The sequence below is a fragment of the Kribbella sp. NPDC050470 genome (genome assembly GCF_044458365.1).
Classification (GTDB): Bacteria; Actinomycetota; Actinomycetes; order Propionibacteriales; family Kribbellaceae; genus Kribbella.
On sequence record NZ_JBITHV010000011.1, the window covers coordinates 125441 to 148864 of the forward strand.

Annotated in this window: 26 protein-coding genes and 1 pseudogene; 10 read left to right on the forward strand and 17 right to left on the reverse strand. The window is 67.3% G+C overall.

Features of this window, described 5'->3' with window-relative positions:
• Window positions 1-175: 175 nt before the first annotated feature.
• The 4 genes from ACIBGM_RS32020 (at window position 176) to ACIBGM_RS32035 (ending at window position 2389) form a co-directional block, all read left to right on the forward strand.
• On the forward strand, window positions 176-493 hold the full coding sequence (locus ACIBGM_RS32020; protein ID WP_396387662.1) for a hypothetical protein: 318 nt from the start codon (window positions 176-178) through the stop codon (window positions 491-493).
• Between the two features lie 7 nt (window positions 494-500).
• On the forward strand, window positions 501-833 hold the full coding sequence (locus tag ACIBGM_RS32025) for a hypothetical protein (protein ID WP_396387663.1): 333 nt from the start codon (window positions 501-503) through the stop codon (window positions 831-833).
• A gap of 99 nt (window positions 834-932) precedes the next feature.
• Entirely contained in the window at window positions 933-1508 is a 576-nt protein-coding gene (locus ACIBGM_RS32030; RefSeq protein ID WP_360520314.1) for a redoxin domain-containing protein, read from the forward strand.
• 2 nt (window positions 1509-1510) lie between these two features.
• Window positions 1511-2389: a cytochrome c biogenesis CcdA family protein gene (locus tag ACIBGM_RS32035; protein WP_396387664.1), complete on the forward strand. Its 879-nt coding sequence runs from the start codon at window positions 1511-1513 to the stop codon at window positions 2387-2389.
• Window positions 2390-2531: 142 nt separating this feature from the next.
• Here ACIBGM_RS32035 and ACIBGM_RS32040 read toward each other — a convergent pair whose 3' ends face one another.
• The 6 genes from ACIBGM_RS32040 to ACIBGM_RS32065 all read right to left on the reverse strand — a co-directional run bounded on the left by ACIBGM_RS32040 (window position 2532) and on the right by ACIBGM_RS32065 (window position 6805).
• Window positions 2532-2921 carry a hypothetical protein gene (locus ACIBGM_RS32040; RefSeq protein ID WP_396387665.1) on the reverse strand — a complete coding sequence of 130 codons (390 nt, stop codon included), beginning with the start codon at window positions 2919-2921 and terminating at the stop codon, window positions 2532-2534.
• A 410-nt stretch (window positions 2922-3331) separates the two neighbouring features.
• The gene (gene crcB / locus ACIBGM_RS32045) at window positions 3332-3706 is read right to left on the reverse strand and encodes a fluoride efflux transporter CrcB (protein WP_396387666.1); all 375 of its coding nucleotides are present in this window, start codon (window positions 3704-3706) and stop codon (window positions 3332-3334) included.
• Window positions 3703-4092, reverse strand: coding sequence for a DUF190 domain-containing protein (locus ACIBGM_RS32050; protein WP_396387667.1), 390 nt, complete (start codon window positions 4090-4092; stop codon window positions 3703-3705). The genes crcB and ACIBGM_RS32050 overlap by 4 nt, the downstream gene beginning before the upstream one ends.
• Window positions 4089-4571, reverse strand: a complete 483-nt coding sequence (locus tag ACIBGM_RS32055; RefSeq protein WP_396387668.1) for a fluoride efflux transporter FluC — start codon at window positions 4569-4571, stop codon at window positions 4089-4091. The genes ACIBGM_RS32050 and ACIBGM_RS32055 overlap by 4 nt, the downstream gene beginning before the upstream one ends.
• 137 nt (window positions 4572-4708) lie before the next feature.
• Window positions 4709-5236, reverse strand: a complete 528-nt coding sequence (locus ACIBGM_RS32060) for a TetR/AcrR family transcriptional regulator (RefSeq protein WP_396387669.1) — start codon at window positions 5234-5236, stop codon at window positions 4709-4711.
• Between the two features lie 192 nt (window positions 5237-5428).
• A complete protein-coding gene (locus ACIBGM_RS32065; protein WP_396387670.1) occupies window positions 5429-6805 on the reverse strand; it encodes a serine/threonine-protein kinase in 1377 nt (458 codons plus the stop codon).
• A gap of 478 nt (window positions 6806-7283) precedes the next feature.
• Between ACIBGM_RS32065 and ACIBGM_RS32070 the strand changes: the two genes are divergently transcribed.
• Window positions 7284-8315, forward strand: coding sequence for a YoaK family protein (locus tag ACIBGM_RS32070; protein ID WP_396387671.1), 1032 nt, complete (start codon window positions 7284-7286; stop codon window positions 8313-8315).
• An 88-nt stretch (window positions 8316-8403) separates the two neighbouring features.
• On the opposite strand, the gene ACIBGM_RS32075 is transcribed toward ACIBGM_RS32070, so the two are convergent.
• Complete coding sequence (locus ACIBGM_RS32075; protein WP_396387672.1) at window positions 8404-9003, reverse strand: TetR family transcriptional regulator; 600 nt, start codon at window positions 9001-9003, stop codon at window positions 8404-8406.
• Here ACIBGM_RS32075 and ACIBGM_RS32080 point away from each other — a divergent pair.
• Together ACIBGM_RS32080 and ACIBGM_RS32085 are read left to right on the forward strand one after the other, a co-directional pair.
• Window positions 8974-11250, forward strand: coding sequence for an MMPL family transporter (locus ACIBGM_RS32080; RefSeq protein WP_396387674.1), 2277 nt, complete (start codon window positions 8974-8976; stop codon window positions 11248-11250). The two genes, ACIBGM_RS32075 and ACIBGM_RS32080, sit on opposite strands and share 30 nt — an antisense overlap.
• 77 nt (window positions 11251-11327) lie before the next feature.
• Window positions 11328-12839: a sulfatase gene (locus ACIBGM_RS32085; protein WP_360520294.1), complete on the forward strand. Its 1512-nt coding sequence runs from the start codon at window positions 11328-11330 to the stop codon at window positions 12837-12839.
• A 643-nt stretch (window positions 12840-13482) separates the two neighbouring features.
• On the opposite strand, the gene ACIBGM_RS32090 is transcribed toward ACIBGM_RS32085, so the two are convergent.
• The 6 genes from ACIBGM_RS32090 to ACIBGM_RS32115 form a co-directional block, all read right to left on the reverse strand.
• Entirely contained in the window at window positions 13483-13911 is a 429-nt protein-coding gene (locus ACIBGM_RS32090) for a J domain-containing protein (protein ID WP_396387675.1), read from the reverse strand.
• Window positions 13908-14390, reverse strand: coding sequence for an Hsp20/alpha crystallin family protein (locus tag ACIBGM_RS32095; protein WP_360520290.1), 483 nt, complete (start codon window positions 14388-14390; stop codon window positions 13908-13910). Before ACIBGM_RS32095 ends, ACIBGM_RS32090 begins: the two co-directional genes overlap by 4 nt.
• Before the next feature lie 245 nt (window positions 14391-14635).
• Complete coding sequence (locus tag ACIBGM_RS32100) at window positions 14636-14923, reverse strand: hypothetical protein (protein WP_396387676.1); 288 nt, start codon at window positions 14921-14923, stop codon at window positions 14636-14638.
• Between the two features lie 56 nt (window positions 14924-14979).
• A complete protein-coding gene (locus ACIBGM_RS32105) occupies window positions 14980-15417 on the reverse strand; it encodes an Hsp20/alpha crystallin family protein (RefSeq protein ID WP_360520287.1) in 438 nt (145 codons plus the stop codon).
• 141 nt (window positions 15418-15558) lie between these two features.
• Window positions 15559-15855 (reverse strand): hypothetical protein, encoded by a 297-nt coding sequence (locus ACIBGM_RS32110; protein WP_396387677.1) that lies wholly within the window; start codon window positions 15853-15855, stop codon window positions 15559-15561.
• 839 nt (window positions 15856-16694) lie between these two features.
• Complete coding sequence (locus ACIBGM_RS32115; protein WP_396387818.1) at window positions 16695-16994, reverse strand: hypothetical protein; 300 nt, start codon at window positions 16992-16994, stop codon at window positions 16695-16697.
• Between ACIBGM_RS32115 and ACIBGM_RS32120 the strand changes: the two are divergent.
• A pseudogene (locus tag ACIBGM_RS32120) lies at window positions 16968-17396 on the forward strand (1-aminocyclopropane-1-carboxylate deaminase/D-cysteine desulfhydrase); the annotation flags it as partial. The gene ACIBGM_RS32115 and the pseudogene ACIBGM_RS32120 sit on opposite strands and share 27 nt — an antisense overlap.
• Before the next feature lie 59 nt (window positions 17397-17455).
• Here ACIBGM_RS32120 and ACIBGM_RS32125 read toward each other — a convergent pair.
• The gene (locus ACIBGM_RS32125; RefSeq protein WP_360520630.1) at window positions 17456-18106 is read right to left on the reverse strand and encodes a hypothetical protein; all 651 of its coding nucleotides are present in this window, start codon (window positions 18104-18106) and stop codon (window positions 17456-17458) included.
• 444 nt (window positions 18107-18550) lie between these two features.
• On the opposite strand from ACIBGM_RS32125, the gene ACIBGM_RS32130 reads away from it, so the two are divergent.
• Complete coding sequence (locus ACIBGM_RS32130) at window positions 18551-18814, forward strand: DUF6624 domain-containing protein (protein WP_360520283.1); 264 nt, start codon at window positions 18551-18553, stop codon at window positions 18812-18814.
• A gap of 570 nt (window positions 18815-19384) precedes the next feature.
• Here ACIBGM_RS32130 and ACIBGM_RS32135 read toward each other — a convergent pair.
• Window positions 19385-19519 carry an FAD-dependent monooxygenase gene (locus ACIBGM_RS32135; RefSeq protein ID WP_396387814.1) on the reverse strand — a complete coding sequence of 45 codons (135 nt, stop codon included), beginning with the start codon at window positions 19517-19519 and terminating at the stop codon, window positions 19385-19387.
• 391 nt (window positions 19520-19910) lie between these two features.
• On the opposite strand from ACIBGM_RS32135, the gene ACIBGM_RS32140 reads away from it, so the two are divergent.
• Window positions 19911-20252, forward strand: a complete 342-nt coding sequence (locus ACIBGM_RS32140; RefSeq protein ID WP_360520281.1) for a hypothetical protein — start codon at window positions 19911-19913, stop codon at window positions 20250-20252.
• On the opposite strand, the gene ACIBGM_RS32145 is transcribed toward ACIBGM_RS32140, so the two are convergent.
• Together ACIBGM_RS32145 and ACIBGM_RS32150 are read right to left on the reverse strand one after the other, a co-directional pair.
• Complete coding sequence (locus tag ACIBGM_RS32145) at window positions 20249-21691, reverse strand: S8 family serine peptidase (RefSeq protein ID WP_360520279.1); 1443 nt, start codon at window positions 21689-21691, stop codon at window positions 20249-20251. The two genes, ACIBGM_RS32140 and ACIBGM_RS32145, sit on opposite strands and share 4 nt — an antisense overlap.
• 29 nt (window positions 21692-21720) lie before the next feature.
• Entirely contained in the window at window positions 21721-23328 is a 1608-nt protein-coding gene (locus ACIBGM_RS32150; protein ID WP_360520277.1) for an amidohydrolase family protein, read from the reverse strand.
• Window positions 23329-23424: the final 96 nt, after the last annotated feature.

Consider the following 23424-nt stretch of genomic DNA (forward strand, 5'->3'; position numbering starts at 1 on the left):
CAGGTGACAGGTCGCGATACGTTGCTACTGGTGTGCCGGGAAGGCTGGTCGGCGTCGTACTTGTTCATCGCCGCCAGGAGGCAACGATGGGTACCGGCCGCGGTTCAGTTGACTCTCCCGATCTTGGGATCGGCTCACGGCTGCGTGGGGTGTGGCCCCCGATGCGGAGGATGTCGTGAGCAGCGGCGGCAGCTCCGGAGGCGGTGCGGCGCCGCTGGCGGCGGTACGCCATGGACTTCTCGTGCTCGACGTGCGCGGTGCGCTTGTGGGACGGGTTGAGTACGTCGGAGTGGAGGACCCCGACGAGCAGCGTCATGAGACGTGGCTGTCCGGCGAGGCACTGATCTGGTCCAGGTTCGTCCAGGTGCGTGGCTCTCGTCCGGACGGTCGTGGCTTCGTCATCGAGCCTGGCCAGATCGCGTGCATCGCCGACGATCACCTTCGATTGTCGGTCGGCGCGGATGATCTGTCGCTGAGCGACGATGCATTGTGAGGCCGAGATGCGCACCTACAGTGTCGTGTGGTGGAGCTTCGCCGCTTTCGCACGGTCCGCAGCGGTCTCGTCCGGTGATGTCGCTGCGGTGGATGACGTGACGGCGCTGACGGACGAGGAGCTGTGTGGTGCGTGGCGGCGGAGCACTTCGGCAGTCGCCGCTCCCCGTCAGGCAGCTGAGCTGGAGGAGCTGGTGGATGCCCGCGATCGCTACCTCGACGAATTGGAGCGGCGCAGCCCGGAGGCGTTCGCCGAGTGGCTGAACGCGGATCCGGAGGCCGCGGTCGACCCGGCCGTCTACTACACAGGCGCTGACCGCGGAGAACGCGGTCAGGAATGAACTCGAGTTGGACGGTAAGCGATCCGTAAGGCAGCTCGTTACGTCGGCCATCCGGGCTCAGCCCTACGGTAGAGCCAGTTCCGGTGCGGTGGAGGTTGGATGCTTGTTCAGCGGTTCGCTGTTGTTTCCCTGACCGTGCTGATGCTGGTATTGGCCGGCTGCGCTGCGCCTTCGCCGTCCTCCTCCGGATCCCCGTCGCCCGCTGGTTCTGCAGGCAGTCCTCCGGCTCGTCCCTCCACCACCGCGCCGGCGACAGCGGCTCCCGCCGTACCGGCGATCCTGAAGTTCTCCGGCACGACTGTGGACGGCAAGGACTTCGATGGGGCGACGCTGGCTGCGAAGCCTGCGGTGTTGTGGTTCTGGGCGCCTTGGTGTCCGAAGTGCCGTGCCCAGGCGGCCGAAACGGCCAAGGTCGCCGAGGAGTACCGGGGCAGAGCCAATGTCGTAGGAGTGGCCGGCCTCGACAAGCCGGATGCCATGCGTGGTTTCGTGGCCGACCAGAAGGTCGGCGGCTTTCCGCACCTGTCTGACGAGAACGGTGAAGTCTGGAGACGGTTCGAGGTCACCGAACAGAGCACCTACGTGATCCTGGATGCCGCAGGCAACAAGGTGTTCAGCGGGAACCTGGTGGCAGGCGACGGCCTTGCGGAGAAGCTTTCCCAACTGGTCGGCTGAGCATGAGTGAGATCCCGTTCGCGCTTGCGCTGGGGGCCGGCATGCTCGCCGCGGTCAATCCCTGCGGGTTCGCGATGTTGCCGGCGTACCTGTCCCTCCTGGTCACCGGAGACGACTCACCGAGCCGCGCGGTCGCGGTCGGCAGGGCGCTGGCCGCCACGGTGGCGATGACGGCGGGCTTTGCCGCGGTGTTCGGCGTGTTCGGGCTGGCGATCGCACCAGTAGCCGGGCAGGTCCAGCAGCATCTTCCCTGGTTCACCGTGGTGTTCGGGTTGGTGCTCGTGGCCGCGGGTGTGTGGTTGGCCGCCGGGCGCGACCTTCCCGTGCTGGTTCCGAAACTACGCCGGGGTCCGGTGGTGGCCCGCAGGGCGACCTCGATGGCTCTGTACGGCGTGGCGTTCGCGATCGCCTCGCTCGGCTGCACGATCGGGCCGTTCCTGGCGATCGTGGTTGCCGCGTTCCGCACCGACTCCGTGGCCACCGGGATCGCCGTGTTCCTGGCCTATGCCGCCGGGATGGGGCTGATCGTCGGCTCTGCCGCCATCGCGGTCGCACTGGCCCGGACTGGCACCGTGGGCCGGCTTCGTCGTCTCGGCCGGGTGGCGTCTCGCCTCGGCGGGGTTCTGGTGATCCTCTCCGGCCTCTACGTCGCGTACTACGGTTGGTACGAGCTCCGCGTGTTCAGCGGAACGACGACCCGTGATCCAGTGATCGACGGTGCAGCCCGGCTGCAGACCTGGATCGCAGATGCTGTGGACAGCCTGGGAGTGGCTGCGGTAGCCGTCATCTTCACGTTGTTGTTGATGGTTGCACTTCTCCTCGTAGGCACAGCCAGGAGAGGGAACCGGGATCGGTCCAGGAGGCGGAGCCGTGACGGTTGATCCCACAGACGAGAGTGACCTGCCTGTTTCGATCACGCGACCCTCGTGTCGTCGCATCCGCGCAAGGGCGCGCGGGTTTCGGCCTGCGCTGAGCTGCCGTCTGCGCCCGCCTGGAGACCGCATGACCTCGCTGACGCCTGAGTCAGCAGCGCCCGAATCTGCCCAGATCCACCCTGCAGAGGCCGACGTCACGTCCGTACGTGCGGCTCGCATTCACTGAATCCGTCAAGTAGGCAGTTCGTGGGTTCTCAGTCGCATTGGTCGGCTGAGCCAGTCGGGGGTGGTCTCGGGGATCGAGGTGGGCCTCGACTTCGTACCAGTCCGCGCCGGGTGGCTTGATGAGTCGGGCGAGCACGGTCACCGAGAGTTCGGGCGGCGGGTGGAGGTCGTCGGAGAGGAGCGCGGGCGTGCCCTGGAGGCGACGTTCTGCGTTGATGGCGGCGACCAACGCTTTCCTGAGTTGTTCGTCGCGGTCGAGGGGTTGGCTTGTGTCGTGGATGGCACGCAGCGCGGCCCCGGTGATGGAAAGCAACTTGTGTCGTCGGCCTCGGGACAGGCGTGCTGTGAGCAGTTGGTCGAGTTGGGTTGCCCAGGTAGTGGTGAGATCTGGGTGGATGGCCTTTCCAGCGGCGGCGAGGACTGCTCGACAGCCTTCGATGTCGGTGCGGTCTTGATGTATGGGATCGCTGCTGGTGATCAGGTAGGGGATCAGCGGGGCGAGCCGCGGCCGTCAGGCGGGGCTGGTGTGGTCGTTGACGACGCGGGCGATGTGGGCGATCACGGGTGGTGTGCAGGTCGGGCGATCGCTCCACAACCCGCCGGCGGTCGCGCTGACGAGTTCCATGAGGCAGCCGCCCCTGCGGGGGTGGGCGTGGCGGCCAGTGGCGAGCAATGTCACCTCGACTTGTTCACCGGCGGGGGTTGCTGCGGGTGATTGAGTGGTCATGACCAGATCGCTTGGGTGACGGTGGCGCCGATAAAGGCGCCGCCGAGGCCGGCGATGATGCTGGCGGCGAGGTTCGCGGCCGCGAAGAACTTCGCGTTCTGCTCGACCAGGCGGAGGGTCTCGTAGGAGAACGTGGAATAGGTGGTGAGGGCGCCGCAGAACCCTGTACCGACGAGGTACTGCAGCTGGTCCGGCACGACGCCGGCTGTGGTGCCGCCGGCGATGGCACCGAGGATCAGTGAGCCGACGACGTTGACGGTAGAGGTTCCCCAGGGGAAGACGGTGTCGTGGCGGGCCTGGACGGCGCGGTCGGTGAGGTACCGCAGCGGCGCCCCGATGGCGGCCCCGACGAGCACGAGCAGCAGCGTCATCGTTCCTCCTGAACCCCGGGCCGTGCCTCGTCACCGGCAGCGGACTCGTCGAGGTCGCGGCCGACGTACCGGATGACCTCGCAGTCGTCGAGGACGACGAGGCCTTCGGTGACGAGTTCGTCGAGCTGGGGCAGGAAGGCGTGGATCCGGTCGTGGGTGTCGATGATGACGATCACCACAGGCAGGTCCTCCGACAAGGAGAGCAGGCGGTTGGTGTGGATGAGGTTGGATGCGCCGTAGCCTTCGATACCGCGCAGAACGGTCGCGCCCGCCAGGCCGGCCTTGTGGGCGCGGTGCACGATCTCGGTGAACAGCGGCTTGTGGCGCCACTGGTCGCCTTCGCCGACCATGATGGTGAGTCGCAGGGCGGTGCCGGTGAGTCTCATCGCGTCCTCCAGATGACGAGCCTGCGGGTGGTGTGCGCGGTGACCCAAACCGCGGCGAGTGCCGCGGTCGGGGTCGCGGCCAGGTAGACCAGCGCTGCGCCGGGGTGCCCGCCGGAGATGAGGTGCTGGACGTCGACGGTGTAGGTGGAGAACGTCGTGTAGCCGCCGAGCACACCGGTGCCGAGGAAGGGCCGCAGCAGGCGCTGGCGCAACCACACGTCGGTGACCAGCACCATCAGTACGCCGATCAGCGCGCAGCCGGTGACGTTGATCGTGAACGTGGCCCACGGGAACCCGCCGGCCGGTGTCGCCCAGGTCTGGCCGATCAGATAGCGGCCGGCGGCGCCGAGCATGCCGCCCAGGGCGACCACGGCGAGCACGGCCAGATCGCTGCGCGACCGGGATCGACGGGCGACGCGCAGATCGATGTCGGGGTCGACCGGTTCGAGCGGGGATGGGTCGGTTCGGTGATGCTGCACCGGATGGAGCCTCCTACCTGAACGTGGCTCCGCGCGGCCAGGCGACCACGCGGAAGGACAGGTAGGGACTGTTGGCCACCGCTGAGGGTGACGGTTCGGGTCCGGCGAGCCCCACCGCCGGTCACGCGATCACCAGTCTACTGCCGGTGGCGTCGGCGTCCGCCCGGTCCAGCAGTTGCCCGCCGGAGTTGCCAAGGGCGAGGGCTCGCGGCGGTGATGCCGGTGAGCAGTACGCCGGCGCGCAGGACGTCGCTGGCCTCTGCGGGTGACGCGCCGGTGAGCTCGCGAATCAGCCGGTAGATACAGCCGAAGCGCTGGCGGACGGCCTCGCCGATGGCTGGCTCAGCGGTCGTGGCCGAGAAGCCGTGCAGTGGGATGAGGAGGACTTCGGGCGGGAATGTCTCGCAGCAGCGGTCCAGGCTGTTCGGGGTCGGTTCTTGGCCGGCGGTGTCGCGGAGGGTCTGCTCGATCCGGTCGGAGACTGATTGGAGCACGGCCAGGAACAGTTGTTGCTTGGTACCGAACAGGCGGATGACGTAGGGCTGCGATACGTCTGCCAGCCGCACGATCTCGGCCGTCGTGGTCGCCGCGTACCCGTTGACGGCGAACGCCTGCACCGCGGCCTGCAGGACCTCCGCACGCCGCTCGACCGCCGTGAGCCGCATCCTCGTTTCCCGGTGCTTCAAGTGGACTGCGGCCGGAACGGTCGGCATTCGCGATGGTGGTGGCATCATGATCCTCGCGTCCAGTCGTCCCCGGCGTGTCTGACCCTGTCGAAGCCGGCAACCTCCTGGCGACTGGCCGCCACTTCCCGCCGAACGAACTTCGCGGTCTGCGGTCGCGAATGCGTAGCCTTGTCATTTCGCGGCCCGGAAGTGTGCGTCGAGTTGTCGTAGCAGTGCCGCGATCTGTGGGGTGGGGGTCCAGCGGCCGTCTCGGCCGGCCTCGTCGAGTCGCTTGCGCACGTCGCGGTACTTTCCGGCCGCCTTGTCGGCCTTGCCCGAGTCCAATTCCTTCGCAACCTCGTCGAGGTCGTTGGCGGCCTCGCGAGCGACGTCTCCATCGCGTCCGCCGTCGTCGCCACCTCGTCCTTCTCCCTCTCCGTTCCCCTTCCCGTTTCCTTCTCCGTCTGGTCCGCCGGCTTCTTCGCGAAGCAACTGCGTCAGCCTGGCCACCGCCGACGAGGGGTCGGATGCCGTCGTCCGTTCGGCAGGACTGCTCGGCTGGTTCGCCGGCGGGGTCGGCCTGGTGGCGGAGGTGGTGCCTGGCGCGGCTGGTGTGTCGGAGCCCGGATTCCCGCCGAGGGCGATCGCGGCCGCGACAACCAGCACCGCTGCGACTGCAGCAGCTATCAAGATCGGCCTACGCCGGCGAGATCGGGCCGGTGTGCCAGGCACCTCGAACGCCGGCAGCACCTGAGTGCGAGCCGGGCCGGTGTCGTCCTGGATCGCGCGGCGGATCGCGTCCAGGGACCTGGGTCGTTCGCTCGGGTTCTTGGCGAGCAGGCCCATCACCACGTGTGCCAGGCCGGTCGGGACGTCTGGCCGCAGGGTTCGGATCGGGACCGGGGCGGCGCTGACGTGCTGGGCCAGGACCTCGTCGGTCGCCCCGTGGAACGGCGGCGACCCGGTGAGCAGCGCATACAGCGCGCAGCCGAGGCCGTACCAGTCGCTGGCGGGTGTGGCGGGATCGCCGCGGATCTGCTCCGGCGAGACGTACGACGGGGTGCCGACCAACTTCTGGCCGCCGCGCCGGACTACGCGTCCCGCGGTCGCGATGCCGAAGTCGCTGACCTTGATCGTGCCGTCCGGGGCGAGCAGGAGATTGCCCGGCTTCACGTCGCAATGCACGATGCCGGCTGCGTGCGCAACGTCCAACGCCGCGGCGACCTGCAATGCGATGTCAATTACTCGGTCCGGAGCGGGCCGGCTGCTGGGTCCGCGTTCGAGCACCTGTGTCAGGTTCGGACCGTCGATCAGCTCCATCACCATGAAGGCTCGCCCGCGGTCGACGCCGATGTCGAAGACGGTCACCACGTTGGGATGATCCAGCTGTGCCGCCTTGCGCGCCTCGGCACGGATTTGATCCAGCGAGTCACCGTGCGCCGGGTGAAGGAACTTCACCGCCACTGCTCGATATAACTCCAGGTCCGCAGCCCGCCACACCTCACCGGCGCCACCACGGCCCAGCAGTACATCCAGCCGATACCTCCCAGCCAGCACCTCGCCAGTCACCAAAGTTCTCCTCGGGAGCGATGCCTCACCTTAGACAAGTTCCCATTGGCTCCAGCAGCGACGCCCGAGAAGAAGAAGTCCAACCCGGCCCAGTTGCGTTACGGCACCTCCGGGACGGGCCGCCGGCCAGCCGGACTGGTCAAGGTGGTCGTTCCCTTCGGCGCAAGTGTCGGTACTGCGGTGCTCGCTGCAGGCGCACCGGCGCTGGGCGAGCTGAGGCTTGGGGGAGACTCCGCTCGCTTCTCTTCACGGAGCTGCTGCTGATCTTGGCCAACTCAGAGAGTCACGCCAGTCGACCGGCTCGGTCCTACCAGGCCGGCTGCTGGTCGCTGGCGAGGTGGTGAAGCCGCGTCCTAGCTGCGAGTTCGACCAGGGCTCAATGTCACGCGGACGCGTTCGATGCGCAGCCCCTCCAGCGTGCGCCGCGGGACAACGCCCATCCAGTCCACCGGCGTAGTTGTCTCGCACCTCGAGTCGTATGCAGTGTGCTGGCAGCTGCGGGCGAACTCCACGAACTCGGGCCCGGGCGCGCGGATTCCTGGCCGCCTTCACTTTCCTCGCCTACGACCACGTCTTCGCCAATGCGATGACAGGCAACGTGGTGCTGACCGGGATTGCACTGCTCAGCGGTCAGTGCGGCCAGGTCTGGTGGCATGTGCTGCCAATGCTCGCCTTCGTGGCAGGCGTCGCGGCCGCCGAATCCTTGCGACTGCCCCACCTTCAGGCCGTCATACGCCGGCCGGCAATCGCCTGCATGGCGGCCGAGGCCACGTGCCTCATGCTCGCCGGCACCCCAACCCCTCGAGTGCTCCCGGCACGGTTGATGACCCTGGGGATCTCCTTCGTCGCCGCGCTCCAAAACACCGCGTTCCGGGAGCTCCGCGGAAAACAGTACAGCTCGGTCATGGTCACCGGAAACCTTCGCTCCGCGTCGGTGTCCGCATTCGCTGGGCTGTTCCTCGGCGACAGGGACAAGTGTCTGGCCGCCGCACGCCTCGGAGTGCTCTGCGGTGCGTTCCTGGCCGGCGCAGCAGTCGCCGGCTGGGCCACCCCTCGACTCGAGAATCGGGCCCTCTGGATCGTCGCCGGCCTACTCACCCTGGCTCTGGTCAAATGCACAGGAGGCAGGAATCGCGAACTCGCTCAATCGGCGCAGAAAAACAGCAATACACGACTTGTCGCGGATGCGGACGCGGCCGAGCCACTCGCCGTTGTCGCGGATCCAGATGTCGACCTCAGCGTTCTCCTCATGAACTCCCGAGTCGCTGATCTGCCCGAAGGACGCGTCGTCGACGGACATGTGCACGTCGGGAAAGTGTTTCTTCGCGAGTTGGGCGACTGCTGGTGGTCCGCCGAGGGACACGTCTGCCTTGGCGTGGAGGATCCGCATCGATGTCTCGGCAAGGCGCGCTTCGACGACGCTTCGCGCCGTGACCTCCGCGATCCCGACCAGAAGCGACAGGACAATGCACACGCCGAGCGTCACGAACACCGCGGACCGGCGGCTTGATGAGGTCGTCACGCAGGCCAGTAGACCAATCTGTCAGTCCTGACACAAATGGCTTGGGCGTGATCCATCCAACACACCGAAGGTGCAATCAGTCGCCGGTACGAAGAACGGTGAAGGCGTCCTGTACGAGTCGTAGCGCCGTAGTGAGCGTCCTCTCTCGGTCGGGCAAAGTGGAGTAGGCGATCAGCGTCGCGCGCATCGCCGCGACGGCCGCCCGTGCCAGCACCGATGCGCGCAGCGCGGTGTTGTGGTCATCGGATTCGCGCAGCCGGTGCGCAAGGGCCTCCGCAATGCCGTCCTCGAATGTGAGCAGTACGGCGTCGGGGTTCCGGGTGGGCGCGGCGAACCGCGCGGGGGGCCCGCTGAAGAGGACGCCGAGGCCGGCGCTCCTCTCGGCGCCGAGCGCCAGGAGGCTGTTGAGGATCGCGGTGTACGGCCGCTCGTCGGCGGGCCGGTTGCGAATCTGCTCAGCCAGGACCGGAATCAGGTCGAGAACTTCGCCGAGGACGAGGTCTTCCTTGGACCGGAAGTAGCGGAAGAACGTTCGCTCGGTCACGCCTGCCGCTCCGGCGATGTCGCGCACTGTCGTGTCGGCGTATCCACGGTCGTCGAACATCTGCAGAGCGGCGTCCTGCAGGGCGCGGCGTGTGGCGGCCTTGTGCTGCTCGCGGCGTCCGGATGTGACCACCGTCGCAGTATCGCAGGTTGCGGCCAATCTGTCAGTCATGACACTTTAGTTTCTGTCAGTCCTGACACTTTTGCCGATCTACCGTCGGAGTCCCTTATGCGCACCGTTCTGGCTCGTATCGGCCGTGCCGCCTTTCGGCGGCGGTGGACCGTCATCGCCACCTGGTTGGCCCTGCTGGTGGCGGTCCTTGCCGCCGCGGGCGCGGTCGGCGGCAGTCTCGACAACGAGTTCACGATCCCCGGCTCGGAGTCGCAGCTGGCGCAGGACCGGCTGGCCGCGGACTTTCCTGCGGCCGCGGGTACCAGCGCCCAGATCGTCTTCAGGTCGGCGGATGGGAAGCCGGTCACAGAGTCGGCCTCGGTCGAGGCGATCCGGCGGACGCTCGCTGAGGTGGGCGGCGGCGAGCAGGTGGCCGGCGTGGTCGACCCGTTCGAGGCGGGCACGATCTCGCCCGATCGGCGGACCGCGCTCGCGCAGGTCCAGTACGACGTTGACCGGGCGGCGCTCCACGACGATGCCCTCGACGATCTGGAGCGATCCGCGACAACGGCCGAAGCGGCCGGGCTTCAGGTCGAGGTCGGGGGTGCGGCCTACGCCAGCGACGGGGTGTCGGTCTCGGTGCTGGAACTGCTGGGTGTGTTGATCGCGCTTGTCGTTCTCACGGTCACGTTCGGATCGCTCCTGACCGCCGGCGTGCCGCTGATTTCTGCGCTGATCGGCGTCGGCGTCGGCGTCGGCGTCGGAGCGCTGTTCGCGCTGACCGAACTGGTGGCGATCTCCTCGACGGCCGTGACCCTCGCGCTCATGCTGGGCCTGGCGGTCGGTATCGACTACGCATTGTTCATCGTGTCGCGCCACCGCAGGCAGCTGGCTCAGGGGATGGATGCGGAGGACTCGGCGGCCAACGCGACCGCGACCGCCGGTGCCGCGGTCGTGTTCGCGGGGGCGACGGTCGTGATCGCCCTCGTCGGGCTGGCGGTTGTCCGCATTCCTTTCCTCACCGTGATGGGACTGACGGCGGCGGGAGCGGTTCTCGTCGGCGTTCTGGTCGCGATCACGTTGATCCCGGCTGTGTTCGGCGTCGCGGGTCACAGACTTGCGCCGAAGCCGCGGTCGCGCGTGGCCCGGCTGGCCACCGGTGAGCTTCCGCCGTTCGGTGAACGGTGGTCAAGGGTGGCGACGGCCCGGCCGCTGATGACGGTACTTGCTGTGGTGGTTGCACTCGTCGCTGTTGCAGCCCCGGCCACTGACCTGCGCCTCGCCCTGCCGGACAACGTCACGGCCCCCACAGGCAGCACCGAGCGTCGCGCGTACGACGTCATCAGCGGCGAGTTCGGCCCGGGCTTCAACGGCCCGCTGGTGCTCTACGTCGGCGACGCGACTGCGCAGTCGGCGGGTGAGGCGGTGCAGCAGTTGCGCGCCCTGCCTGGCGTTGCGGCCGTTTCCCCGCCGCAATACAACCCGTCGACCGGCAGCGCCGTGATCCAGTTGGTGCCGACGACGGCTCCCGATGACGAGGCGACGGCGGACCTGGTAGAGCGGGTCCGCGAACAGCGTCCAGATGTCGCCGTCACCGGGACGACCGCGGTCGACATCGACATCTCGCAACGACTGCGCGACTCCCTCCTGCCGTTCCTCGCCGTGGTGGTCGGGCTCTGCTTGGTATTGCTGCTGCTGGTGTTCCGGTCACTGGTGATTCCTCTCAAGGCGGCGGCCGGATTCCTGCTGTCAGCCGGCGCGGCGCTGGGCGTGGTTGTCGCGGTGTTCCAATGGGGATGGCTCGCCGATGTCCTCGGGGTCGCCAACGCCGGTCCCGTCGTCAGCTTCCTGCCGATCATCTTGGTAGCGGTCTTGTTCGGTCTCGCCATGGACTACGAGGTCTTCGTGGTGTCCACGATTCACGAGGAGTGGATCAGGACCGGCGAGGCCCGGCGCTCGATTCACCAGAGCGGACGACACGCTTCTCGGGTGGTGACAGCCGCCGCGCTCATCATGTTCAGCGTCTTCGCCGGATTCGCCACCACCCACGACTCGCTGATCAAACCGATCGCGTTCGCCCTCGCCACCGGCGTTCTGATCGATGCCTTCGTCATCCGCATGACACTCGTGCCCGCCGTACTCGCCCTGACCGGACGCTGGGCGTGGTGGCTACCCGGATGGCTCGACCGGCGCCTCCCGGCCGTCTCGATCGAGGGCGACCCCCAAGACAGCCCGCCGCAGAAGGCCGACAGCCTTCCGGTCGGGTAGATCCAACACCCATTCAAGAAAGGGCAACCCCAAGCATGCGAGTTCCTCGCAGGACAATACGCCTCTCCGGAGCCGTGATGGCTCTGACAGCGGCCGTCGCCGGCGCAGCCGCCCTTGGCCCGGCCCGCCCACCCGGCGCCACCGCGGCCACCGAACGCCCCAACATCGTCATGATCCTCGCCGACGACCTCGACGCGCGGACAACGCCGTACTGGGACGCAATGCCGAAGACGGAGTCACTGCTGGCCAAGCGCGGTATGACGTTCGCCAACACGTTCGCGCCGATGCCGATCTGCTGCGCGGCACGCGGCTCGATCCTGACCGGCAAGTACGGGCACAACACCCACGTTCTCACCAACTCCGGCGACGAAGGCGGCTACGCGTCATTCGTTGCACACGGCAACGAAGACAAGACGTTCGTCAAGCAGCTCCACGACTCCGGCTACCGCACCGGCATGGCCGGCAAGTACCTCAACGGCCTCGAGGACGACCCCACCCACATACCACCCGGCTGGGACGACTGGAACGCCGGCGTCACCAAGTCCCTGTACACGGGCTACGACTACACGCTCAACGAGAACGGCAAGATGGTCGAGTACGGGTCCGACCCCGACGACTACCAGGTCGATGTCGTCGCGGACAAGTCGGTCGATTTCATCACCGACGCATCCAGCAGCGGACAACCGTTCTTCTGGTACGCCGCCGCGACCGCGCCGCACCTGCCCATGGCGGCACCACCGCGTTACGCCGACAACCAGTTCACCGACGACGAGGCGCCGCACCTGCCGAACTTCCAGGAGGACGACGTCAGCGACAAACCGACCTGGCTCCGAACCAGTGCCGCCCAACGTTCGCTCACCGTCGCCGCGACCAACGACAAGGACCACCAGAACCGGATGGGATCACTCCTCGCCCTCGACGACATGGTCGCCGACATCCTCGCCACCCTCGAACGAACGGGCGAGCTGGACAACACCTACATCGTGTTCACCTCCGACAACGGCTACAACCTCGGCGCCCACCGCCTCGTCCAGAAGATGGCCCCGTACGAGGAGTCCATGGACGTACCCATGGTCATCACGGGCCCCGGCGTACCCCACGGCACCAGCGACGACCTCGCCCTGTCCACCGACTTCGCACCCACCTTCCTGGAACTCGCCGGCCTGCCGATTCCCTCCGACGTCGACGGCCGCTCACTCGCTCCGCAGTTGCGCGGTGAGAAGGTCACCGATTGGCGCACCGATTTCCTCGCCGAGTACGGCGGCCCAGGCCCCCGAGGCAACGACGGGGTCTATCAGGAGTACGTTCCCGATCCTGCGTCCGACGTCTTCTCCGAGGTCTTCCTGGTCGACCTGCCATCCTGGAGCGCGGTCCGCGACGAACGCTACCTCTACGTCCGCTGGTACGACATCGAACGCGACGCAGCCGATCGCGAGTACGAACTGTACGACCTCACCAAAGACCCCTACCAGCTCGACAACCTGCTGGCGACCGAAGCCGGCCGCACCAAGTACGCCGAGCAAGTCTCCCGCCTCGACGCTCGGCTCCAACAACTCAAGGCATGCAGCGGAGCGAGCTGCCGCAGCTGACCCAGCTTGCCGTATGGAGGACGTGTCGCGGTCCGGTGCAAACCGCCGGGCCGCGACACGGCAGATCCAGCCTCGTCCTCCGGGCTGCCGGTTGGTTCCCGCGAGCACGCGGACCAGGCCTGCCTCGCCGGTGAGCACCTGCATACGCGCTGGGTCCGTGGCCCGGGTCCGGGACTGTCAGGCTGCGGCACGGTCGGTGAGGAGGGACCAGCGGGGGTCGTCGTCCTTCCAGTGGTGGAGGAGGGCGTTCGGTCGGTGTCACCGTGGTGGCGACCAGCAGCACCCGGGGCTCGTTGTCCTCGTGCCCGAGGTACCCGGGCTGCGGCTTGCGGGCACGCCTCCGGGCCGCCCTGACCACTTGCCGAGTCTGTCGGCCACCGGGCTTCCGGGTCAGGTGATGGACGGCCTCGCGCCGTATCAGGCCTGTGTCAGGGGGTCGGCAGGTTGTGTTGGGCGGGAGCGGTAGGAGTTGTGTCCGGCGGTGGAGCGGTCGCGGTGGTGATGATGTAGTCGACGCCGTGTCCGTTGGCGACGGTCGCGCCTTGGCTGACCTGGCGTTTCTTTCCGCCGCCGGTGGCGAACGGTTCGGCGCGGAGTCGCCAGCGGGTCTTTCAGGTGGCGACCGCGGTAGGTTTCGCTGTCGTCAGCGGATGTCATCGGAGGCTCTTGTGGCTTGGCTCGGTGCGACCCCTCGGCCGGTCGTCTGCCTGGCCGGTTCCCAATGGACTGGCCCGACCCGGATGGCGGGTTCGAACCGGCTCTGCGCGGGCTGGGTCGTGGCTGGCTGGTGAGTCCGCGCTGTGGCTGCCAGTGGTGGTGTCTGGGTGCGGTCGTAGGCGGCGCGGCGGATCGGGTCGCGCAGGGTGGCGTAAGCGTTGAGGAGGTGGTGGAGGCGGTCGTCGGCGTCCGGGTCGGGTTCTGATGGTGTGCGGGTGTCGGGGTGGAGTTGGCGGACGAGGCTGCGGAAGGCGTGATCGAGGTCGTCCTCGGTCGCTGTGGGAGCAACGCCGAGGATCTCGTACGGGTCCATGGCGGATGCCGTTGTTGGTGCAACGTTGGGTGGGGCGTTCATGGCTGCACCCCCACCCGGAGGTCGTCGGGGTCGACGATGTGGATGCGCGTCGCGGGGCCGGGCCGGGCCTTTGCGGCGCGGATCGTGAGGACGCCGTTGGCCATGGTGGCGGTGATCCGGTCGCCCAGCACGGTGCAGGGAAGGCCGATGGTGTGGTGCAGCGGCCCGGTGTGGCGCAGGTGCTGGCGGATCACGCCGTTGTGTTCACGGTCGGGGATGTGGCCGCGAACGGACAGGGACCGATCAGTGTGCTCCACGACGATGTCGCTGGCGGTGGCACCGGGCAGGTCGATCTCGATCACGCACTCGTCGTTGGTTTCCTCGAGGTCGACCGCCGGTGTCCACGCCGTCAGCGTCTGGCAGGCGGCGAGTTCGTGCATGAACTGGTTCATCCGGCGGTGAATGTCCTCGAGGTGCGCGAACGGTTCGGCCGGCAGCCACTGCACGGCCGCGGGGCGCTGGACGACTCGGCTGCTCACTGCGCTCACCACCTCTCTGCGAAGCCTCGATCTCGGGGCCTGTCGTGCACTCAACAGCTGCCGGGACCCGGCGGTGATGCGGCGGCCCGCCTGGTTTTCGTCCTAGCCAGGACAGGGGCGGCTCCAGGGTTGGCTCGCCGCCGTCGGGGTGTGACTTGGCGGGCGGCCGCATCACCGGGTCAAGGGGTCGGATCGATGTGGGACCGGCTCACCTCCTTCCTGCACGGTGGTTTCTGGCAGGTGCGTCAGTGATTGCTGTGGTATGGCGGAGGGCCGCGCTGGCGAGCGTCGGGCCGGGCCGGCGGCACGCGACCACGCCAGAGGCCGCCACGGCGCGGCCACCGGCGTGGCGGCCGCTCGGCCCAGTCGCCGACAGACGGACTGCGCCGCCGGGTGGGCGGTCCGCACGGGGCTTCCCAGCACGCGGCGATGAGGGCATCGAACTCGGCGCGCACCAGCTCGTCGTCGCCGAGCACGAGGTCGACGAAGACCTCGGCATCGTCGAGTTTTTGCTGGGTACCACTCGCCCTCATCGGATCTCACCTCAACGACAAGTGCCCGCCGATCCACGGCGGCGTCAGGTTGCTGGTCAGGCGTCGATCTGCTTGTGGCCGCTGTCGGCGATCGCGATCTTGCGCGGCTTGGCCTGCTCGGCGATCGGGATCTTCAGCGTCAGCACGCCGTCCTCGTAGCCGGCCTCGATGTGGTCGGCGTCCAAGGTTTCACCGAGGAACAACTGCCGGGAGAACACCCCGAGCGGACGCTCGGCGACCTGCATCTCCACGCCCTCACCCAGCTCGAGCGGCCGGCGCTCGGCCCTCACCGTCAGCACGTTGCGCTCCACATCCAGATCGATCGCGTCCGGCGAGACCCCGGGAAGATCGAACGAAATGACGTACTGGTCACCCTGCCGGTAGGCGTCCATCGGCATCGGAGTCGGCCGTGACCACGTCCCCGGCGCCTGGCCGCCGTACACCTGCTGGGCCAGCCGGTCGAACTCACGGAACGGGTCGGTGCGCATCAACATCGTCCTGCACCTCCTGAGTGATCGATTCACGGTGGTGTCAACACGCACTTCCCTTATAACATGTCAACGGAATGATGACAAGTAGGCATGTCGTCCAATCGCTGACGCATACTGAGTTCGAGGAGGTGACCGACGACTCGCTCACGCCGGCGACGAGGCCGTGGCCAGCGCGCTGTCACGCAATGGGCCCGCGGGAACGCCGCCGGGCTGCGCCGGCTCGCCGGCCAAATCACCGGCCTGCCAGGCCTCGACACCGCCGCCCAAGACGCCGCGAACCGGATCCACCAGGCACTCGGCAACAACGACACCGCCACCCTGCTCGACCCGCTCGCCAATGCCGAGGCGCACCTGCCGGAACACCACCCGGACCTGGCCGCAAAGATCGCGGCAATCGGGCCAAACAACCGACCAACTACGCCAAGAACCCACCACCAGCACCGAGCGAGGGTCGGCGAGCTCGCAGACGCCTCCGGGAGGCCTCTGGCCGCCGTGTCGTGGGAGACGAAGGTGGTAAGCGGCGAGGTCCGCAGTGCCCCCAAGACCGGGTGATCGCCCAATTGATCAAGCGCAGCATCGCGCGGGTCAGCTCAGCGCTCCGGCTGGCGTTCTCTCCCTGAGCGACCTGGCTGAGCGCGAGGCCGTGGGCACGCACGGAGTCGCCAGATCCTTTTGACGGCGGCCGTACCAGCCTCGACGGGAGATAGCCTTCTCGTCGTACCCGGTGGCGGGCGTGAGCTTGCCTGCGTCGATGTCGCGGTCGCCGCCGAACTCGAGCGCGTGCCGCACGCGCTCGTGCCCTTCCTGTCCAGCTCGAGGACGAGTTGGGCGTCGCTTGCCAGTGCCAGTCGTCGTACTGAATCTTGCGAGCCGCCCGCGCCTCGTCCAGAGCGCTCTGCGTGATCGCGTTCGACGCGGTGGCCGCCTCGTTGGCCTGGCGTACCCGAACCAGCTGATATCGACGAGGCCGATGTACGCGGGATCCCGAGTTCGCGCGCCGGATCCAGGCCCGAAAGCTGGTAGTCGACCGAGTGCGATCGTCGTCTCTTCACAGCACAGGTCAGCGCCAAGAACCGTCGATCAGATCCTGCCGGCCGTACCGGCTGAGAACGCTGATCAGGCGCACCTGCGCGCGGGAGAGGGCCGCGCGCAGCGTCGCGTTGGCGCCTTGAACCGTTGGTCGAATCTGGCCGCGGTGTAGGTGTCTCCGCAGTGCTCACACGTGCTGGCGCGCGCTTAAATCGGGCCCAAACGGGGGTGGAAGATCGTCCATGAATGACTCAACGTCCGGCCCGCGAAGGTGCCGAAATGCCCGTTGCAGATCGCCGCATGTTGGTGGAGGGGTCGTATTCGAGTTGGGGTGAGTTCGGGTCAGCGTGCGCGGTCGGCGAGGTAGCCGTTCCAGTCGCGGGCGGCGTGCGTTTGAGGAAGGTGGACTCGCGGTGGCGCGCCATGCTGGCGTGGTGGAGGAAGGCGTGCTCGGGGAGCTTCGGTTGCCGTCGCCGGTGGTTGAGATTGAGGATCACCGGCTGCGTGTTGCCGGGGTGCGGGTTGTGCTGAAGCGGGATGATCTGATTCATCCGGAAGTGCCGGGCAACAAATGGCGGAAGTTGAAGTACAACCTCGCGACGGCTCGGGAGCTCGGGTTCGGGACTCTGCTGACGTTTGGTGGGGCGTATTCGAATCACATCAGGGCGACTGCTGCGGTGGGGGCGTACTGCGGGTTCGAGACGATCGGGGTGATCCGGGGTGAGGAACACCTGCCGTTGAACTCGTCGTTGCAGTATGCGGTGTCGCGGGGGATGCGGCTGACGTACTTGGAACGGACGACGTACCGGGCGAAGACCTCGGATGCTGTGATCGGTGCGTTGCATCGAGAGTTCGGCGACTTCTACCTGATCCCGGAGGGTGGGAGTAACGCTGACGCCGTCCGCGGATGTGCAGAGTTGCCGGCGAAGCTGGACGCCTCCGTGGATGTCCTGTTCTGTGCGGTCGGGACCGGTGGAACGCTCGCCGGTGTGGCCGCGGGTGCGCGGGCGGATCAGTTGGTGGTTGGGGTTCCGGTGCTGAAGGGCGGTGCGTTCCTGGAGGACGACATCGTTTTCCAGGTTCCGGTGGCGATGGCTCCGCTGACCGACAGGTCGAGCGTGAGGCGCGATTCGCCGTCGGCGGGGTCGTTGGTGCCGCGGAGCCGGCTGCCGGCGTGGTGGAGGCGGATGGTGTGTTCGCCGTGCAGGTTGGCGGCGCGGCCGGAGGAGAAGTAGCTGTACCGGGAGAGCCAGAGGCCACTGAGATTGCCGCTCGTGGCCCATGCCGTGTCGAGGTTTGAGTGGTCGGCGAGGTCGATGACGAGGTCGGCGACGCGCACTGGTAGAGCTGTGCCAGCCGGGCGAGGACGTCGAGAGACGGCGCGTAGCCGGTTGGTGCGGGCCATTGCTCCCAGTAGGAGAAAGTTCTTGAAGGTCTTGGGGTCGTCTGGCCAGTGATGATTCCATTGGTCGGCTGCGTCGCGCTGGCTCCAGTCGTGGGCGAGGCGGAACGCGACCCGTGGGTTCACGCCGTACCGGTCGGCGAAGGCGTCCGCTATCTCGACCCAGGTTGATCCCTGGGCGCGCAGTTCGGTTGCCCAGTCTCGGCGCTCCTGGCGCAGACTGCTCGCCCTGGCAGGACGGGAGCCAGTGTCGATAGTCACGTGCGCATGTTGACACAACCTCCCCGTTGTGCGGGGAGGTTTGGGGTCAATGGTCACTGCCTGCCTCGGTGGTTCCTACGCGCTGCCGGGCGGCAGATTTGGAGCACGGTCAGGGCGGTGGGTGAGCGCCTACCGCGCACCGGCGGTGTTCGGTCTCATGCCCCGTCGCCCTGGCCGATCCAGGTGATGGTTGTGATCGGAGGACGGGAAGTGGATGTGACCAGGCAGAGCACGGGCGAGTGGCCGGCGCTCCGCTCAGCGCAGGAGATCGAGTGCGACGGCCGGAACCCTCGCAGCTAGGAACCATGTCTGCTCGGCTACCACCAAGGTCCGCATCGGGACGTCGACGGGGATGAGTGGCTCGACGACTGACTCTGCATCGCGCCGGGCCCTGACGGCAGGAAGCGTTGCGAAGTGTTGATTCGTCGGTTGATGGGAGCGGCAGTGGCTGCAGGGGAGGCGTCCGCGCGGTTGTTCGGCTACCTGGAGGACCGGGTACGGGTCAACACTGGCCTGCCGCAGTTGTACGGGACGCAGTTCGTTGACCACGGCAATGGCCTCGAACCGCAACCGATCGAGGATCCAAGCGGTCTCGCTGCGAGACGGGCGGCAGCCGGCATGGAGCCGTTCGAGGAGTACGAGGCGACGATGCATCAGGTTTGGCAGCAGGACAGTGATCCAGGGTCGGCTGATCCGTCGGAGGCATGAAACGAGCCACGGCCCGGACGGATTGAGGCCTGCGGGGCATACGAATGGCATTCATGTGCATTCCGGACAGTGACCACGAGGCTCCGCCTAGGTCCTGCTAGGTTCGTTTGTGGTGATGGCTAGGCCCGCGGTGAGCCGCTGCGAATGGGCAAGGTCGGCGAGCAGGAAACCGATGGGATCGGCATCGCCCGGCTCGTGACGGGTTGTCGTGGTCTCTGGAGGTACGACGGCGAGGAATGTGTAGCCGGTGCTGGCGGCGTCGATCCATTCCTGGCTGGCACCGAGTCCGCCGGGGATCTGGAGGGTAGGTCCTGGGGTGGTGAGTGTTGTGACGCGACGATCCGTGTGATGGAGGTGCAGCCGGCCGGAAGAGGGCCAGCGACGTTCCTGCCAGTCGTGTGGATCAATCTGGCCGACGCAGCGGGCCATCGCCAACTGAGTGCGGATCGCGCTGTAGGAGTCGGCTGGTGCGGCCTCGACGACTGGTGTTCTCCAGTACGTCGGCGGCCACCGGATGCCGTTTCTGTGTGGCAGCTGTCCAGCAGATCTGCGGGCGCCCAGCCGTTGATCTCAGCGGCCAGTTTCGAGCCCGAGGTTGAACGCGTCTTGGACGCCGAGGTTGAGGCCCTGCCCTCCGACCGGCGGATGGATGTGCGCCGCGTCGCCGGCGAGCAGTACCCGGCCGGTCCGGTAGCGCTCGGCCAGCCGGGTGGCGTCGCCGAAACGCGAGAGCTAGCGCGCTGAATGCACGCCGAAGTCCGTCCCGGCGACGGCCAGCAGCTGCTGCTTGATCTCTTCGAGAGTCGGCGGCACCGCCAGGTCGTCAGCCACGCTGCGGCAGGTACGCCGACGCGGTACACCCCATCGCCGAGGGGAATGGCACCGGACCGCAGCTGGGTTTGCGTACGTCGGCCACGGCGGCGGCGATCCTCTCCGGCGGAGCATCCGCCTTCATCTCGCCGAGCAGCGGTGTCGACCTTGCTCAGCTCACCGGGGGAAGCCGACACCGAGCAGCTTGCGTACCGTACTGCGGCCGGAACAGGGCTGCTCAAGGCCGAGCGGGTATTGTCGATGGGAGGGAGACCGGAGGCAGTCGATGAGCGACCAGGCGGATCAGAAGGTCAGTCCACGCCTGCGGGCGAAGCTCGATGACGCCGGTTCGAAGCAGGACGTCGAGGTCGTGGTCGAGCTAGCGCCACCCGAGCTTCCCGCCGAGGGCAGCCGGGGTGAGAAGATCGCTGTCGCCAAGCAGCGGTTCGAGCGTGAAGTCGCCTCGATGAGCGAACGGATCGCCTCATCCGGTGGCGAGATCATCGACACCGCGTGGATCAACTCGACCATTCGCACCAGGCTCCGGGCCGAACAGGTCGACGACCTGGCCGCCGACGATCACGTCGTAGCTCTGGACCTCGCGGCGAAGCTGGAAGCCGAGGACTAAGCGAACTGGGCCAACCCCTTGCCCTTCGCCGATACCGTGCCGCGGGAGATCCGCTTGGCTTCGCTGACGAGCTTGTCGCGCAGCTGGCCTGGATCGAGTGCCGGGTCCTTCTCCAGCCAGAGAGCCAGCATGCCGGATACGTGCGGAGCCGCGTAGCTGGTCCCGGCGCCTGCGTCTCCGAAGCCGCCGGCCACGAGGCATGCCGCGATGTTGCCCCCGGCGCCGCCGCCGGGAGCGACGACATCCGGTCCGGGCCGCGGTCCCGCCGGTCCACGGCTGCTGTAGTCCTCGACGGCCTTGCCATCGAGATCCGTCGCGCCGACAACGATGATCCCGTCGGCCTCGGCAGGACGGGTCATCGTCGCTCGTCCCGGACCTCGGTTGCCCGCGCTCTTGACCACAACCATTCCCAGCGCCCACGCAGCTTCCGCAGCGACGGCTTCCGGGCTCTTGGTGTTGGTGACCGATCCGGCACCCCACGAGCAGTTCGCGATCGCTGCCCCATCCTCCAGCGCCTGCTGGATCGCGAGGCCGCCGCTGAAGCTGTCACCGTTGAGCAGGTGGCTCGTCGCGAGCACCTTGTAGTTGTAGATGGTCGCACCGGGCGCGATGCCCCCGTTGTCGATATCGTCCGCCGCGATGATCCCCGCGACCGCCGTACCGTGGCTGCTTGGGTTGCCCCATGGCTCGGCGGTGAAGTTCCGGCGTTGGACAACCCGGCCACGGAGTGCGGGGTGCATCAGCGCCACCTCTGTGTCGATGACCGCGACAGTGATGCCCTTACCGGTGAGGTGCTCGGCCGTGAAGAACGCCGGGTAGCCGATCGCGTTGTGGTTGCGGGTATCGGCGTCGGCTTCGAGTCGGCGGGGAACGTCGACCGAAGTGACGCTGCGATCGGCGCAGACGTCCGCCAGGACCTCGGGGCCTGCCCAAGTGCGCAAGGTGTGGTTCAGCCAGCAGATCTGGGTGACCAGGGTCGGGATCTGCGGGACTCCAACCACCTCAGGCGCTGGTCCCAGCGACGTACCGGAGAGTCTTTCGATCTCGTTGTAGACCTCGCCGACCACTTGGTACGCCGACGTGCGGGCGGTGTGGACCAGTGCGCTGCGGAGCATCGTCGTGTTCGGATAGGCGACCGAACTGTCCGCGTGGGTCTCCGTGCCGATGGCCGACCAGTTCGACAGCTCCCGGGGAATCGGGAGCCGCGGCGGCGTGGTCGGCGCGGCGAACTCGACCACTGTGGGAATGGCGGGCAGGCCGGCTGGCGCCGGGCGAGCAATGGCCTCCAAGCCGAAGCCCGGCGCGACTGATGGTCGACTCAGACTGATCGTCAGGCAAAACTCGTCGGTGGACTTCGATTCGAGATCGCTGCCATACAGCGAGCGGACCGTCGCGCGTGCGTCGGCGATGGCCGCGCGCCGCTCTGGTGCGGTTGCCATGTTCCCCCCAAGAAAGTGTTGAGCAGGTGTCAAGAGAGCCAGTCGGGAATCCGATCTGGTGCGAGCAATTGGTATCGCTGCCGCAGCCGCATCGCGTTGCGGTTGCCGGGGTCCTCGAAGCCGAGGAAACGCAGGGCATTCCGGCCGAGGAATCGCTGTGTGGCGGCGACGCCGAATGTCTTGCGGTACTGCGTGCGATAGCTGTCGAGGAACTGGTCGTGAGCCGGCAGCAGGGCCTGCATGAACCAGTCGGAGCCGAACATCAAGCGGTCGGTCATCGGTGCGGTCTTCGCGGTCGCGGCCATCATTTCGCCGAGCATCGTGAAGTAGGCGCGCGCGATGCCGGCGTCATCGATGCGGTGGTTGCCGACATCGGCGTACACGTGCTCGTTCGCCACTGCGAGCTTCGCCAGCCGCCAAGGCCAGCCCGAGGCGGGCTCGTTCGCACGGGCTCCGCCGAAGTGGCCGAGATTGACTCGCAGGTTGGGAAACTCCCGCAGGGCCTGGGTCCAGCCGACCGGCCCGGCGAAGTCCTTGAAGCTGTCGTCGGCATAGTTCGATCGGTTCGCGTGGGCAGTGATGGGGACCTGCTCGGTCTGACACCAGTCGTAGAACTTCCGCAGTTCCCGGTCGACCAGCTCGGCCTCGGTGGGGGTCATGTCGATGGTCGCCTTGTTGCCTAGCGGCCTCCATCCCATCGGTGGATAGACCTTCACGCCGACGAACCCGTGCTCCAGGACTGCCGACTTGACCACGTCGAACGGCGTTTCGGCCAGACCCGAGAGCACCGCGTTGACCTGACGGCGCGGGTCGAAGCCGATGAAGGGATGCAACCTCGCGTTGTCGACACCAGGCAGCCGGCCGAGCATGCTCAAGCTGCTGATGCCCTCGAACAACTCGACCTGCTGGCGGAGCGTCGTCTTCGCCCGATCACCCAGCCCGGTGTCGAGATCGACGAGCAACGGGCAGAACAGGTTCACCTGCGCCGAGGAGTTGCGCACCAATCCGGCAGCGAGGTCGAGCCGAGACTGACCGAACAGCTTGGCCCATCTGACCGCGCGGCGGGCATCGGCGAGGCGATCGGTCCACCCCTCGGCGGACAGCGTAGCGACCTCGGTGCCGGTGCCGGTACGACGTACTTCAGTCTCCAGAGCGCTGCTCAATCGCCGGACGAAGATGGGGTCCTGGGCCAGCAGATCGTCGAAGGCAATGTCCGTTTGACTCTCGAGTTCCAGTCCCGCGCCGGATCCGAAGGTCTCTGGGCCAAGTACGTCGGCAACGGTCTCGTCGCCGGTCGCGAGCAGGCGCCGGATTCGCGCCATGTCTTCGGCGTATCCCGGCGCGGCGCCCTGCACGACGCGATCGATCAAGGTCGCCAGCAACGGTCCCAGAGCAGGCGTGTGCAAGTGCAATTGCTGCACGAAGCCCCGTACCGGAAGGTCATCCGCATTGAACACGTGACAATGCACGTCCACCACGAAGTCTGCCATCGCACCCGCCCCTAGTGTCGAAGAATGGCACCAGCGTGGGGTGGAGTCCAGGCCACGGCGTGAATCCATTCGGTGTACAAGTATTTGTTTCTCAACGACCTTGGGTTCGGTTGCGAGGGGTTGCTGAGAGGTGTGGTGGTGGGCCACGATGAAAATCGCGTGTCCGCCGGGATCCCTCGGCGGAGTCGCATTCTCAAGGGGGAGGATGCGTGGCCAGCCAGGATTGGGCGGCTGTTCAGGATC